This window comes from Moorena sp. SIOASIH (assembly GCF_010671925.1).
GTDB lineage: Bacteria > Cyanobacteriota > Cyanobacteriia > Cyanobacteriales > Coleofasciculaceae > Moorena.
The window spans coordinates 573,099-587,228 of record NZ_JAAHIH010000003.1; the positions used below are offsets into that span (position 1 = coordinate 573,099).

13 protein-coding genes are annotated in these 14,130 nt (G+C 44.1%); 6 read left to right on the forward strand and 7 right to left on the reverse strand.

Annotation, left to right across the window (positions count from 1 at the left end; translation table 11 throughout):
- Positions 1-14 precede the first annotated feature (14 nt).
- The 7 genes from F6J90_RS17755 to F6J90_RS17785 form a co-directional block, all read right to left on the reverse strand.
- On the reverse strand, positions 15-758 hold the full coding sequence (locus tag F6J90_RS17755) for a CmcI family methyltransferase (protein WP_293096183.1): 744 nt from the start codon (positions 756-758) through the stop codon (positions 15-17).
- Complete coding sequence (locus F6J90_RS17760; protein WP_293096186.1) at positions 751-1,389, reverse strand: class I SAM-dependent methyltransferase; 639 nt, start codon at positions 1,387-1,389, stop codon at positions 751-753. Before F6J90_RS17760 ends, F6J90_RS17755 begins: the two co-directional genes overlap by 8 nt.
- 6 nt (positions 1,390-1,395) lie before the next feature.
- Positions 1,396-2,718 carry a DegT/DnrJ/EryC1/StrS family aminotransferase gene (locus tag F6J90_RS17765; RefSeq protein ID WP_293096188.1) on the reverse strand — a complete coding sequence of 441 codons (1,323 nt, stop codon included), beginning with the start codon at positions 2,716-2,718 and terminating at the stop codon, positions 1,396-1,398.
- Positions 2,719-2,721: 3 nt separating this feature from the next.
- Complete coding sequence (locus F6J90_RS17770; protein ID WP_293096190.1) at positions 2,722-4,032, reverse strand: DUF3326 domain-containing protein; 1,311 nt, start codon at positions 4,030-4,032, stop codon at positions 2,722-2,724.
- Between the two features lie 498 nt (positions 4,033-4,530).
- Positions 4,531-5,337 carry an aldo/keto reductase gene (locus F6J90_RS17775; protein WP_293096192.1) on the reverse strand — a complete coding sequence of 269 codons (807 nt, stop codon included), beginning with the start codon at positions 5,335-5,337 and terminating at the stop codon, positions 4,531-4,533.
- A gap of 147 nt (positions 5,338-5,484) precedes the next feature.
- A complete protein-coding gene (locus tag F6J90_RS17780) occupies positions 5,485-6,762 on the reverse strand; it encodes a lipid-A-disaccharide synthase-related protein (RefSeq protein ID WP_293096194.1) in 1,278 nt (425 codons plus the stop codon).
- A gap of 2 nt (positions 6,763-6,764) precedes the next feature.
- Positions 6,765-7,031, reverse strand: a complete 267-nt coding sequence (locus F6J90_RS17785) for a hypothetical protein (RefSeq protein ID WP_293096196.1) — start codon at positions 7,029-7,031, stop codon at positions 6,765-6,767.
- A gap of 632 nt (positions 7,032-7,663) precedes the next feature.
- On the opposite strand from F6J90_RS17785, the gene F6J90_RS17790 reads away from it, so the two are divergent.
- From F6J90_RS17790 to F6J90_RS17815, 6 genes are all read left to right on the forward strand, one after another.
- On the forward strand, positions 7,664-7,936 hold the full coding sequence (locus F6J90_RS17790) for a hypothetical protein (RefSeq protein WP_293096199.1): 273 nt from the start codon (positions 7,664-7,666) through the stop codon (positions 7,934-7,936).
- A 14-nt stretch (positions 7,937-7,950) separates the two neighbouring features.
- Complete coding sequence (locus tag F6J90_RS17795; protein WP_293097814.1) at positions 7,951-9,528, forward strand: B12-binding domain-containing radical SAM protein; 1,578 nt, start codon at positions 7,951-7,953, stop codon at positions 9,526-9,528.
- A gap of 274 nt (positions 9,529-9,802) precedes the next feature.
- On the forward strand, positions 9,803-10,417 hold the full coding sequence (locus F6J90_RS17800; protein WP_293096201.1) for a hypothetical protein: 615 nt from the start codon (positions 9,803-9,805) through the stop codon (positions 10,415-10,417).
- A gap of 486 nt (positions 10,418-10,903) precedes the next feature.
- Positions 10,904-11,740: a CbiX/SirB N-terminal domain-containing protein gene (locus F6J90_RS17805; RefSeq protein WP_293096204.1), complete on the forward strand. Its 837-nt coding sequence runs from the start codon at positions 10,904-10,906 to the stop codon at positions 11,738-11,740.
- Positions 11,737-12,543 carry a uroporphyrinogen-III C-methyltransferase gene (cobA, locus tag F6J90_RS17810; protein ID WP_293096207.1) on the forward strand — a complete coding sequence of 269 codons (807 nt, stop codon included), beginning with the start codon at positions 11,737-11,739 and terminating at the stop codon, positions 12,541-12,543. Before F6J90_RS17805 ends, cobA begins: the two co-directional genes overlap by 4 nt.
- A 465-nt stretch (positions 12,544-13,008) precedes the next feature.
- The gene (locus tag F6J90_RS17815; protein ID WP_293096209.1) at positions 13,009-13,980 is read left to right on the forward strand and encodes a protochlorophyllide reductase; all 972 of its coding nucleotides are present in this window, start codon (positions 13,009-13,011) and stop codon (positions 13,978-13,980) included.
- The last annotated feature ends 150 nt before the right edge of the window (positions 13,981-14,130 follow it).

The following is a 14,130-nucleotide window of genomic DNA, read 5'->3' on the forward strand; positions in this document are numbered from 1 at the left end:
TGACTTTTTTGTTTTTAGACTTTTTTTAAAAAAGAATTCCAATTTTTCGATCCATTGTAACCATACATATCTTGATAAAAGGTATCGATATCATAATCTTCTTCATGTTTCATTAACCAATTTCTAAAGTCATCCAGTTTCCGCACTCCTCGTTCAATATATTCTTTGTCATCCCAATCCCACCAAACCTCCCACATAAATTTGTTAGTATCTTCGACAATCAAGTAGTCTCCACTTTGCAAACCGTGACAATGGAAATATTCAACAACTCCAACCATGTTTACATGAGCATCCTCTATTACCAGCCAAGGATGCTCTAGAGTTGAAAGCATCTCAGGAGGTAAAGCAGTACTGATGTTGTTACAATCGCCTTCTAAAAAATGAATTCTAGAGTCTGCTTTTGCTTTGTCATCAAGCTGAGAAAGATCGATATCTACAGAATGAACCTGACCTTCTATGCCAAATAATTCTAAATTATCTGCCAACCAAATTGCACTGCCACCCTTGAGAGTGCCTAGTTCAATAATTGTTTTCGGGCGAAGTTCATAGATGAGCATTGGATAAACTGCTATTTGGGTGGGGTCTTTATCGATAATGATCCCTTTCCAAGTTTGTAAATAGGCATTTTCTGTCAATGGTCTCCAGACAGATTTAGGAATATCGCACCTATCTTCTCGCTCGGAGATTTTGACAAACCTTTTATTCTTGGAAGTTTCTTGTTCGGATATAGATGATTTATCAATATTTTGACTATTCATTAAAATCGCTCCTTTTAAAAGCCAGAAGATACATCAACTTGGCTTCGTCATATATCGGAAAACCCTCTTCACTAACTAGTGTCCACGGTAATTGCTCTAAGGCTGTCTGCATTTCACGGCGATAATCTTCTCGTATGGTTAATAAAAAAATTCCTTCTTCCTTTAAAAAGCAGAATAGATTGTTTAATACCTTAACACCAGCATGGGCATAAGCAAAAACTCCGGCTGCAATAATAGCATCAAAATTTGCTAAATTGCTAAAAATTTTGGAATCTTCTAAATTACACTGATGGAGAGCCTTGTAGACTTGTCTGTCTTTAGCGATCGCTAACATTTTTTCTGACAAATCCGCAGCAGTCAGATTAGTATATCCCTGTTGGGCTAAGGCTTGACCCACTAACCCTGTACCAGCACCAGCATCTAGAATTGTGGCATCTTTATTAGGAAGCAGTTTGCTTAATGTCTGTGCTATGTTGGCAGGCATAAAAGACCAATCTTCTCCTACATCTGCATCATAGGTATTTGCCCAACTATCGTACTTATTTTTTAATTCCTCGGTACTTTGGCTATCACAAATCCCAGATAACCAAGGTCTTGCTTCTAAAAAGTCTTTGGCTTGTTCTTCTACCATCTTTAATCACTCCCTCACTACTTCAACCACAGTATCAGGATATAAACGTTGCCGATGCCAATTAGTAACTTCTTCTCCTGGTATCAAAATCGGACTCCCTGGGGGAACTTTCTTGATACAGCAACCGCTTATTTTACCTAATGCTTGCCCAATGGGTAATTTTTCTTTCCGGCTAAAGAAAGCATCTTTTGGTAAAGTCCTCATTTGAGGGCGACGGCAAAAGTAACTGTCAGGTAACGTCTCTTTTGGTGCTTTTTCTTTCAGAATTGGCACAATGGCTGCTAAGGTTTCTCTCATAAATTGGAAATCTTGTTGATTGTGATGGAAAGAGAAAATTAATAACAATCCCTCCTCACCAGCAAATTCCCCATCAATCCCCCGTTCGTACAACAGCTCTGCTAACTCTTGCCCTGTAGTGCGATCGCTTTTTAAATAGATTTTCAGAGGATCGCTAACTTGGGCATCATACGTTAACACCTTGCCGTAATTATCCAATTGACTGCGCAGGCGATCGCATTCCTGAATCGCTTGCCAAAATAACCCTTGACCTTCCTCAGAATACCCCTTCTTAATCGCATCTTCAATACTCAGCATTAACAGGTTACTGCGGGTAGTGGTTTCAAATAAAGGCATCACCCCCATAACTTGTTCAATACTAAACCTAGAGTCAGTGGGTAAATGCAATAAAGCAGTTTGTACCAAACTCCCAGTATATTTGTGCATACTATGGGTGACGATATCTGCCTTAAATGCGATCGCTGATTGCCATTGTTCGTCCAGAAAGGGAAAATGACTACCGTGGGCTTCATCTACTGCTAAAGCAATATCGCTATCGCGACAGTAATCAGCTATCAATGCCAGATCCACAGTTACACCTTCATAACTCGGATGAGTTAGTAACAAAGCCGATACGCCACTGGTTTCTAATGCGGAAATCACCTCTTCAGTAGTGGGCATCAAAGACACAGAAGGAATAAAATAAGGCTCTAATCCTGCTAAAATGATGCCGTTTATGGTGGCAATATGACTGTTGAGGGCGATCGCCACTCGTTTATACTGAGTACCCAATAAAGCACAAGCGGTTAAAACCCCTTGAGTGCCTCCCCCAGTCAGCCAAAAGGTATGTTTAGTGCCATACATTTCAGAGAAATGTTTCTCTATGCTCTCAGTGCGAGGGCGAGTGAGAAATGGTGCATCATATTGATAGATTTCTTGACTGAGGCGTACGCTATTTTGAGCAACTCCTTGGTGGGCAGGAGTATAAAGACTCACCTGCACATCCTGATTATGAGATGCGATTAGCTTATAAGTGGAAGAAGGTTGAGTCATAAGCTACAGAAAAATCGGCTGAAGTTGCGGCATCGGACGAATTGTACTTTCAACTGCAATACCATTACGTAACGCTAACAGTAATCCCGCCGCCTCCATGTAGCTATTGACACGATAGATCGGGTTGCCCTGAGTTTCAATTTGCAATCTTTCAGGAGTAATATCGTACTTAGTGGTATTATCTTTAACTAAAATTACCGGCACACCTTGGTCTAAAGAGGCTAAGAACGGAATATTTCCCACGGTTGTTTCTGGCATTACCACCGCCGAGACATTCTCTACCGATATCCTGGTTTCCCCTGCGGCTACGGGAGTATCAAACCTTACCGGACGGGGAGAATTGATTAAACCATTGAGAGGCGAACAAACATAGGCACTGGAAATTAATTCTGCTCCATCCCTAGGGTCTACTAATTTACCAAATCCCGTATGTTCCCACTCCAATAATAAGGGAGCATGGGCAGCAGTAAAGGGATAGAAATTAGTGAGCATGTGGGTCATTATTGCTTCCGCACCGCCCCAAGGATTGGGGATAGATTCCCCTCGGTAGTAAGCTTGACGAATTTTATCGTCTACTTCCAAAGTGGTCATTAAAGCCACTGCCCTAGCGGAAGAATTTTCCACCACATCTAGAGCCTTCATCAACTCGTCCATACCTTTAAATTCCCCAGAAGCATTACCATACTGGGAATAGGTACAGGCAGTTTCTACTGGGCCACCAGTTACGACTACAGGGTCGATATTAATTCCCCCTACAGCACGCAAGCCATTGAGCGCATTAATAACATTGTTTAAAAATCGCTCATCTTTGGGCTTTTCTATAATTGCTGCAATGTTTTTGCGCTTCTCTGGAATAACCCCAATATTGCCTAGTAGTAACTGACAAATCAGATTCCCTTCCAGATAAAGAACATTATCCTGACCGAAATAGATATCCGACGCAGTAACGGCATTGGGATTAGTGACCAGATAGTCACAAGCCGAGGCTAACAGATTGGTACTGGGAGTAGCATCTCCGGCAAAACCACCAATTTCTGCTCTGACTCCTGTGGGAATAATACTAACTGCGACAAACGGTTGGTTAGAAACCCGTTGACGAATATTAATGTCTAGTAATGATGACCAAACCGGCTTTCTGTCTGTATCTATAAAGCTGGATTCAAAGGTGAGCGTATCTCCTTCAACCTTGGTTAAAATCAAGCGAATGGGAACACCTGGTAAGGGAAGCGCAGCAATTTTTTGGGAAATTTCTCTCCAGGTGCGCTCTGGTGTCGGGCATTTAATTTCAAAATCTTTGGTATAGACTTGGGTCATTCTCTGTATTTACTTATCTAACAACTGATTCAACCAACAGGATGAGTTTTACACTAATCATCGACTGGCTTACGAGCTAACAACTCAGTAGGTCTAATTCCCAGAGATTCAGCAAGGGCGAAAACCTAGGGTAATCAATCTTTGATCTTTGATATCCTTGCCTCCTAAGTTTTCCACTTAGCCATAGTATCGTAAGAATTACTTTTCATGGTAGAAAAATTGTTAAATTTTGTAAAAAACCCAGATTAGACCGAGCTGTATCCCTTTTTTGATAAGGGTTTCGTCAATTTTTATTCCCTGCTGCTGCGAATTTGCCCGAGCCAAAGTTCCCGACTTCTGCAAGCATTATATTATATCATATTAAGATAATCACTTTAAAAAACATAGCTTCCTTTTCGTAGGTAATCTCCCTCCTAATCCCCTGTTCCCAGATCCGCTGTTCCCTGTTCCCTATTACCTACTATTTATAAGTGTTCAACCGCAGATGATATTAACTAATTAAGGCCATTGATTATCGAAGCTATCCTGGCCAGTTCCATAAATTAGATCGCCATAGGTTTGCCAATGGGTTACTTCCTGAAGAGATAACTCAGGAGATTGCAAAATCCTGAGATTTTCAACTAATTCAGATTCGGTTTTAGGTGCAGTGAGGACTAAGCGAATCGCTGGTTGGCGCAGTACCATACGATAACAGTCAGCAGCAGTTGGAGCTGGATTTTTCCAGTCTGTATGTCCTTGCAACAGCGAACCCCAACGAGTGGCAGTAAACGCAACTACTGGAATGTCGGCTTTGAGCGCAGCAGGAAACACTTCTACTTCCGCTTTGCGATGGGCCATGTTGTAACGATGCATCAGCACGTCACAGGACTGCTTTCTCAATAATTGTACGGCTAATTGGCGGTTATGGGTTGTTGCGCCAACATAGCGGATTAATCCTTCAGTTTTCCAGGTATGGATCTGGTTTAAGGCTACTGCAACCTGGTCGAGATCATCTTTAGGGGAGATATATTCCAAAAAGAAAACATCTATTGTATCCACATCAAGCAAGGAACGAACTTGGTCTAAATATTCGCGCAGTTGGTTAAGATCGCGACTGTTACTGCCCGTGGAAACTACCACTTGATCTCGTTGAGCTGCCAGAATAGGCTTTAGTCCTTCTAGGAAACTGGTGTAATTGAGATTGTAAAAAAAGAAGTAATTGATTCCAGCCTGGTAAGCAATCTCTACACAAGTTGTATCCATTGGATTTTTAACTCCCAGACCCAAAATACTGACAGGACTACCACTCAAAGTCTGAATATCCATCGCAATCTATAACCTTTATAATTGTTGTTAATGTGTGGAAATTTTAGTGTTAATAGTACTGTTTAAACAGCCCCATAAATGCCAGTTATAATAGACATCTGAGATGTCTAATTTATAATTCATACTTTATAAGTCATCATTCATCATTCATAATTTATTATTCATCTTTGCCATCAAACACTTAGCAATCCGAGCTGCTGCCCCTGGTTGACCAAGGCGTCGCTGTCCATTTTCTGCTATTACCTGTAACTTGTCGGGGTTCTGGAATAACTGTTGGGCTATGGTTGCTACAAATTCTGGTTGCTGTGCTATTACTAACGATGGACCTAACAAGCGAGTTTGGGCTTCGGCAAAAGCAGGGGTATATTGGGGACCAACTCCTGCCATGGCAATCGCTGGTTTTCCTAACCCGACAAATTGCTCTGTGGCTGTGCCTGCCATGGCGATACAGAAATCCCCTTGCAGCAGGCAGAGGTTATAGTCGTTCTGGGTTAAAATCAGTGTGCCATTTTGCTTGGTAAAGGCCAAAGCTTGTTTGTCCTTGAGCTGGAGATTGAATGGATGGGATGGCATGGTGACTTCACTCCAACTATCAGCGACTAAAACCTCCCGTAAAGGGTCTTGGCTTAATCCTGGAGCAATGGCAGCGAGAAACAAAAGCGATCGCGACGCAAAAGTATCCAGTAACCCTGATGCTGCCAAGATGATTTGATGCCAATTGTGATAAGCTTCCGGTATTCTGGAACCGGGTAGTAAGGTAATGGTTAGGGTACGCTTAGTTTCGTTTAATTCTGCATCTTTGTCATAAACCATGGGTGCTGGATAGTCTGGATAAATCCCATCCATCATCGGATTACCGAGATCAAAAGCTGGGATAGACCACTGCTTTAAGATCTCTGTGGTCAGGGTATCTCTAGGAAAAACCCCATTACAACGGCGATTAGACATCAGCCAACGCTCCCAAGGCAAATAAACCGAGCCTGACCACCCTTCCCAACGGGGTCGATTGGGTAACCATCCCGATTCATCCCGCAAATAGTATTCCGATTTGGCAGTACCAACAAAGCCATAGGGTAAACCACTGCACCAGGCAAACAACAGTGGTACGATATCTCCTACTGCTAGGATAAAGTCCCCTGATTTAGCCCAACGGCGAATTGCTTTTAATTGAGACCAAATCAATTGCACTAAGCCTCCCTGCACATCACGCCACACTTGCTGTTGGGACATATAGATAAATCCACCCGATGGCATCTGCTCAACGGAGCCGATAATGGGGATATCTAATGGCACATAAGCCTTTCCTTCCCCAACTAAGGGTAAGGCGGCTAGTTCTGGACAAGTAGGGGAATGTTGCAATTCCTGTAGAATTTGGACAGCAATCACATCCTCTCCATGACCATTGCTCAGGCATAGTAAACGCATGGTTACTCAGGTTTTAAGATAACTAGGACTTTGGTCGGTTGAAGGTTCGAGGTTGAACGCGATCGCGTGGCCTTTTGGCCAAGGTTGAAGGTTCGAGGTTGAAGGTTGAACGCGATCGCGTGGCCTTTTGGCCAAGGTTCGAGGTTGAACGCGATCGCGTGGCCTTTTGGCCAAGGTTGAACGCGATCGCGTGGCCTTTTGGCCAAGGTTCGAGGTTGAACGCGATCGCGTGGCCTTTTGGCCAAGGTTCGAGGTTCGAGGTTGAACACAAGAATTTATAACGGTTCTGATAGTATTGACACTCCCCGGCATAAAGGCGCGGGGATTCAATGATCAACGAGCCGCCTTAAACCACTATGTCCCAATCTTTGACGCCGCCAAAAAATAGGCAATATCTAAACCAAAAACCCGTCAAGACCAAGAATCTAGTTCAGTTCATAGTAGACCCAGAGGGCGATTCTCACTATAGCGTTTGGCTACTTAATAGGAAGTGCATGTGCATAGTCCGTTTCTCTTCCTTTTCGCCTGGTTCCGGTGTGCCCCACCGTACCGTTTTTTTCTCAAAAAGTGATTTACCTGGGTTCACACGCCAACAGTTAATTGACGGTTGGGTTTTTAAGGAGGATTTTCCCTACCCTCCGGGCATTACTGTTTTAAGGTCAAGCAGTGGCGGGCTTCTCTCCCGGTTGCGCCTCGGTTTTTCAACCTGTACCCTATATCTAAATTATACTCTGGCGCTATATAAGTGTCAACCTCTCATCACAAGTTTTTTTCTAGGCGACTAAAGTCGCTAGTCACTTTCATCTGAGCTCGCTTTGTGGCGGAGTTTTCAGTGTTAGGATTCCTAATAAAGTACACAAGATTTTTTCCCTATTGCCTATTGCCTATTGCCTATTGCCTATTGCCTATTGCCTATTGCCTATTGCCTATTGCCTATTGCCTATTGCCTATTGCCTATTGCCTATTCCCGATTCCCGATTCCCGATTCCCTACTCCCGATTCCCTACTCCCGATTCCCTACTCCCGATTCCCTACTCCCGATTCCCTACTCCCGATTCCCTACTCCCGATTCCCTACTCCCGATTCCCGATTCCCTACTCCCGATTCCCGATTCCCTACTCCCGATTCCCGATTCCCTCAATTGAGAACTGCTGTAGTATTGTACTATTCTTGATTTCAACATCAAAAGTGAGAGTTTTACTCCTGTCTCCTCTGTTCACGAAATCCTATTGGTCTTTTGATAAAGCCATAGAACTGATCGGCTGCAAAGTCGCCCAACCCCCTATGGGTCTAATTACTGTAGCAGCTATTCTTCCTCAAACCTGGGAATTCCGCTTAGTAGACCGTAATGTTCGTTTAGAAACTGACGCTGACTGGGAATGGGCAGATGTGGTGATCGTTTCCGGTATGATCGTCCAGAAACCGGATTTGCTCCACCTGATTGGGGAGGGGAAACGGCGGGGCAAATTGGTAGCGGTTGGTGGTCCCTATGTCACGTCTATAGCAGAGGAAGCTCAAGAAGCAGGAGTAGACTTTCTGATTTTAGATGAGGGTGAGATTACCCTACCGAGATTTGTGGAGGCACTGGCTCTGGGAGAAACTTCGGGGGTATTCCGTGCTAATGGCGAAAGGGCAGATGTCACCAAGACACCAATTCCCCGCTACGATTTACTGGAATTGGATGCTTATAGCGAGATGTCGGTACAGTTTTCCCGTGGTTGTCCTTTCGAGTGCGAATTCTGTGACATCTCTGTGCGATATGGCCGTAAACCGCGCACCAAAACCCCTGCTCAAGTATTGGCTGAATTGGAAACCCTCTATAATCTGGGTTGGCGGCTTCCTGTATTTATAGTTGATGATAATTTTATTGGCAATAAACGCCATGTTAAGCTTCTGTTGCAGGAACTAGCTCCCTGGATGGCAGAGCATGGTTACCCCTTTCCTTTGTCCACAGAAGCTTCCTTGAATCTGGCCGAGGATGATGAACTGTTGGGGTTGATGATTGCTGCCAATTTTAGTTCAGTGTTTGTGGGAATTGAAACACCAGATACTGATAGCTTGACCCTGACCAAAAAACACCAAAACACTCGTCAACCCTTACGAGATGCCGTTGAGAAAATTAATCGGGCAGGTTTGCGAGTGATGGCTGGCTTTATTATTGGCTTGGATGGGGAAAAACCGGGAGCAGGCGATCGCATTATCGATTTTGTGGAAGCAACCGCCATTCCCCATCCAGTTTTTAGTATGCTACAAGCCTTGCCAAATACCGCCCTTTGGGATCGGCTCAAACAAGAGGGGCGTTTGCTAGAAGGCAATGAGGAAAATATCAATCAGACAACCCTGACTAATTTTATCCCCACTCGCCCGATAGAACAACTGGCTCAGGAATATGTCAGTTGTTTCTGGGAATTATATAAACCAGAATCCTATTTAGGAAGACTTTATCGGCACTACTTAAACATGAAGCCGAAACCCTATCACCCTAAGTTGGTAATGCCAAAATTGATCTATTTCTGGGCACTGCTAATTATTATCTGGCGCAATGGCATCAAGCGCCAAACCCGCTTCCAATTCTGGGGTCAACTTTTTTCTATCCTCAGGCACAATCCTCAGGTATGGAAACGCTATCTTAGTGATCATGCCTATCTGGAACATTTCCTTGAATACCGCCAAATTGTCAACCATCAAATTCCAGCACAACTCGCTAAGTTTTTGGCAGCACTTGCTAACACTAGACCTCTTGCAGAAGTGGCGCGGGAAGTGTAGTGAGTTTGGGGTGATGGGGAGGGTGGGGAGATGGGGAGATGGGGAGTCCGATGAACAACTAGCTACTCAAGACCGCGCTACCTCGCTCTTTCCTACTATTCCCGACTCTCGATTCCCGATTCCCGATTCCCAATTCTAAATTCTAAATTCTAAATTCTACTTGGTGGTGCGTTACGGTGCGGGCTATTCTAATAGTGGCTACCCAGTGGAAAATTAGGGCGAGCCCGCCCCTAACGCACCCTACATTCGCGCATTATAAATTCCCGATTCCCTCATGTCCTTTGATTCCTATAAAACGATTGGCGAAGTACTCCAAGAATTTACAATTACTGCTACTGAAGCCAATTATATCCTAGAAACTGACACTGTAATCAGAGAAGCGTTTAAAGAAGATTTAGAGTTTTGTCTTCGAGAATTTACCGTTGAAGAGTCAGAGTATGCTATTTGTGAGACGATTATTTTTCCGCTCTTGAAGGAAGTGTACAGACAGTATCGAGATAAATTTACGCTGTGGAGTCATAAACCAATAACCTATGATCAAAAGCTCACGGGAATACCGGATTATATTTTAGCAAAGCGTTCACCCCTTGGTAAACAAATCTTTGAAAAGCCCTATTTTGTAGCTGTAGAAGCAAAAAAGGACGATTTTATTAAGGGGTGGGGTCAATGTTTAGCAGAAATGGTGGCAATTCAAAAGCTTAATGACCAATCTGAGCAAACTATCTTTGGAATCGTTTCTAATGGTCAAGTTTGGCAGTTTGGTAAACTCAAAGGAAATCTCTATACTAGAGAAATTAACAATTATACAATTTCTGATTTAGAGAGACTGTATTCAGCAATTAATTATGTATTTAGTCAATGTGAACTAGAAATTGAAAGTGAGAAATAACTAAGTATGTAGTTATCAATTGACTTAATCTCAGCCCCCAATCAGGGTTCAATGGGACAATCTTTTCACAATCAAAATAGGGAGCAGGTCAAAGTTGCAGAACATTTGTACTATGTACCATTAGCGCAAACAATTACCCATGAGGGGGCTATAGATAATGTACTTATATAAATAAGTAAATGCTCCCCCGATTACCTATTACCCATTACCTATTACCCATTACCTATTACCCATGCCCCAGATAATGTACAAATGTTAGGCATTTGTGACATGCTCCCGAGAGGGGCTCTCACGTTCCCGGATATTTTGGTAGGACATTTGCCATCACGCCCCTGGGTTGGGGGATTTGACTGGTGGCGTCATGCTGGTGCATTAGCAGGGAAATTAGCACAATGCAACATTCTTAAGAAATAGTTTATACAAAATTGTCTCTCTAGGGAAGATAGTATTATTTAACACCATCGATCAAGGTAGTTCAGTATACCGTTGTCACCCTCATCTGCGTATTTGTTAATCTCCCACGGCAGTCATGACCTACGTCCCCAGCGGGCTATGGAACAATTGGCTCAGTTGCTGCGAATTCGACTAGCCTCTCAGGAGGCTAGGGCTACAGAGATAATCTTACCGAAAATCTCACCACAGGGCAGCAGTGGTGACGGTGATCTGTTAACAGCTAACGGTTTTTCCAGTCAACCGTCAACCGTTAATAGTCAACCTTTGGTAGGTACAGCCACTTTAGAACTAGCTGATATACCCCTACATGAGCAAATTGTCCGATTTGCTCAGCTGGCTAAAGGTGCTGGCTGTAAGGAATTGAAACTATTGCCCCTATTTCTATTGCGGGGAGTACATGTCATGGAGGATATTCCTTGGCAAGTATCTCTAGCGCAACAGAAATTAGGTAGTGAAATCGTGATTCATCTACTGCCTCACTTGGGATCTAATCCAGCTTTGGTGAGGCTGTTGACAAATCAATGGGCAAAGCTAGATGGCGATGCCAAGATTTTGTTGTCCCATGGAACGAGCCGCCCTGGGGTTCAAGAAGAAACGGGGGCTGTAGCTAACCAGTTGGGGGCTGTGGCGGCCGACTGGTCAGTACAGCCGTCCCTTTGGGAGCAGGTCTCTATAATAGCAAACTCTGGAGCAAAAAGGATTGCCATTTTGGCATATTTTCTTTTTGAGGGAAGAATTACCGATGCGATCGCACAAATGTTACTGGAGATACAGCAAAAGTTCCCTCAAGTGCAGTTGAATCTCGGAAAACCGATTGGTGTGAGTGAGGCATTAGTGGATTTGATTATGGATGGGATTAGGCAGCAATGAACCACGAAGACATCAAGGACGTGAAGGTAGTGAGCAAGGCATGTTTGGGTAAAGTGTATTTGGTTGGGGCAGGTCCTGGAGATCCCGGATTGATGACCTTGAAGGGAAAGGGGTTATTAGAATTTGCAGATGTGGTAGTTTATGATGCCCTAGTCAGTCCGCAAGTGTTGAAGATGATTAATCCCCAGGCGGAACAGATTAATGCCGGAAAGCGCAGGGGTCGTCATTCCATGTTGCAGCAACAGACAACTGAGCTGTTGATTGAGAAGGCCCACTCCCATCCAGTAGTAGTGCGCCTGAAAGGGGGAGACCCCTTTGTGTTTGGTCGTGGTGGTGAGGAAATGGGGGATTTGATCGCGGCAGGGGTGCCAGTGGAGGTGGTACCAGGGATAACCTCCGGGATTGCAGCACCAGCCTATCTGGGTATTCCATTGACCCATCGGGATTATAGTTCTTCCGTGACCTTTGTCACAGGTCATGAGTCAGTGGGCAAGTATCGACCTCAGGTGAATTGGAATGCGATCGCAAATGGCTCAGAAACCATTGTGATTTATATGGGAGTTCATAATCTGCCTCGGATTGTCACCGAATTGTGTGAAGCAGGATTGAATCCCCAGACACCAGTAGTGCTGATTCGCTGGGGCACACGACCTGACTCCGAACAGCTGGTTGGAACCTTAGAGACCATTGTCGCCCAGGTTGAAGCAACACAGTTTTCTGCTCCTGCGATCGCAGTCATTGGTAATGTGGTCAAGTTGCAACAGCTTGAAGGTTTTTCACCGTTGAAGGTTGAAGGCGGTTGAAGGTTGAAGGCGGTTGAAGGTTGAAGGTTGAAGGTTGAAGGTTAAGCGGTTGAAGGTTAATCGGTTGAAGGTTGAAGGTTGAAGGTTGAAGGTTGAAGGTTAATCGGTTGAAGGTTAACCGGTTGAAGGTTGAAGGTTGTTCGCCTTTGGCGTTCGGTGTAGGGTAGGTTAACCGGTTTAAAGTTAACCGGCTGTAAGCTTCAACCTGTAACCTTTAACCTTTAACCTTTAACCTGTAACCTGTAACCTTCAACCAGTCAACCTTCAACCAGTCAACCTTCAACCAGTCAACCTTCAACCTTCAACCTGTAACCTTCAACCTGTAACCTTCAACCTGTAACCTTCAACCTTCAACCTTCAACCTTCAACCTGTAACTGGCTACCTGTAACCGAAGATACTATTTTTGATCGCAACTTATTATGAGAGCCTAATAGGGTTAAGACAATTGACCGATTTTAAACAAAATGGAAAACGATCATAAATCAACGGTCATTATTACAGGGGCCTCGTCGGGAGTTGGTTTGCAAGCTGCCAGAGCTCTTGCCCAAACCTGGGGATGGCATGTGGTGATGGCTTGTCGGAATCTTGATAAAGCGGAAAAAGCTGCCCAAGAGGTAGGAATCCCAAAAGACAGCTATACAGCGCTATATATTGACTTAGCTAGTTTTGCCAGTGTCCGGCAGTTTGTGAATGCTTTCAGAGCAACCGGCAGAACCCTCGATGCCTTGGTGTGCAATGCTGCCATCTATCTGCCGTTATCAAAGGAACCGTTGCGAAATCCCGAGGGATATGAATTGAGCGTTGCTACCAATCACCTCGGTCATTTCCTCTTGTGTAATCTGATGCTAGAGGATTTGAAGAATTCATCCTCTTCCCAGCCAAGGCTAGTGATTGTGGGAACTGTTACTGCTAATCCCAAGGAATTGGGAGGAAAGATTCCGATTCCAGCACCTCCAGACCTGGGAGACCTCAAGGGTTTTGAAGAAGGATTCAAACCCCCGATCTCAATGATTAATGGCAAAGCCTTTAAATCTGGCAAAGCTTACAAGGACAGCAAACTCTGTAACATGCTGACCATGCGAGAGCTGCACCAGCGCTATCATGACTCTACCGGAATAGTTTTCAACTCCCTTTATCCAGGATGTGTTGCTGATACCGCTCTATTCCGCAACCACTATTCCCTGTTCCAGAAACTATTCCCATTGTTCCAGAAAAACATTACTGGAGGCTATGTGTCCCAGGAATTAGCAGGGGATCGACTAGCAACAGTAGTTGCTGATCCTAACTATAATAAATCCGGCGTTTACTGGAGCTGGGGTAATCGACAAAAAGAAGGTCGTAAGTCCTTTGTTCAAGAAGTTTCTAATGAAGCAATGGATGATTCTAAAGCTAAGCGCTTGTGGGAATTGAGCGAAAAGTTAGTTGGACTGGGGTGATAGTAAATTTAAGCATTCAGCTGTCAGCCGTCAGCCGTCAGCCTTGGGCTTTTCCCCAGACTTTCAATTCTGATTAATCTCGAACTATTAAATTCTACCTTTTGAGGTTTATGTTAAGCTGTTCGCGTAGCGTGAGCTTTAGCTCACGGC